Annotated in this window: 1 protein-coding gene; it reads left to right on the forward strand. The window is 43.9% G+C overall.

All coding sequences use genetic code 11. The annotated features are described in order from the left end of the window. Positions 1 to 384: 384 nt before the first annotated feature. On the forward strand, positions 385 to 1,026 hold a 642-nt coding region (locus tag B7Y67_RS19295; protein WP_293600017.1), incomplete at its 3' end, for a TolC family protein.

Here is a 1,026-nt window from a genome sequence, read left to right on the forward strand (position 1 = left end):
AAGCTGGTTCAGAGAGCCCTTCATAAAAGCCAGCAATATGGACGATTTTCAAAACACGTCTATATATGAGTAATTCACTCCCAATTCGATTGAATCCCCACAAGTATGATCTAATAGACTACTTACATGTGGGGAGTAGCCTGCTCAGTCCTCTGAGTCCTATATATCGTCAATTCGGCCTTAGGGTCCGGTATAAAGGCGGATCAATATCAAGGCAAGACCATTTTAATTTTCATAAATGGTTATCTTTTGAATTCGCAACCCCGATCGTTGATTTATACGCTCAAAATCGTGCCCAAGTCCCTTATTTGGGGAATTCCACATATTTTCAATTTAATAAGGCGAGATAATGAGAGATCTTGTTTATTCATTAAAATAGTCGCAATGAATCGTTTAGTACCTGCATTGATATTTGCAGTCTGTATCTTGTTTGCAGGCGGAGTGAGTGCACAAGCTCAAAAGCCACTTTCTCTAAATGAATTGATTGGTATCGCGCTAGAGTCTAGCCCTCAAGTGCTAGCGGCACGCGATCAATCCAAGGTAATCAGGGGGCAACTCTCTTCCGCTCGCGCAATTCCAAATCCAGAGTTCGAGCTCAATACAGGACAACAAAGATCAGTAACTGGACCGCTGACTACGGGCAATGTGTCATCCTGGTCAGTGACCCAGCCGCTAGATATGCCTTATACCCGCTATCCTCGTGTGAATGCAGCCGAGGCTAATTTGCGAGCTGCCGAGGCAACTCGTGTTGCCTTTGAAATTGAAATGATTTCCAGGGTGCAACAACGTTTTTATGAGTTGATGCGTCGCGAAGCAGAGTTAAAAGCAGCCGAAGAAGATTTGGGGTTAACTAAGCAAATTCGCGATCGTATGCAAATTCGTTATGACGTTGGTGAGACTGCCCGATTCGAATTAATTCGTGCGCAAACAGAATTTCTGAATGCGCAAATTAATACTGAATCCAGTAAGCTCAGAGTTGAGCAGGCCAAGGGTCAATTAAGGCAGGTGGTTGGACATAACTTGCCA

This window comes from Polynucleobacter sp. 35-46-11 (assembly GCF_002281105.1).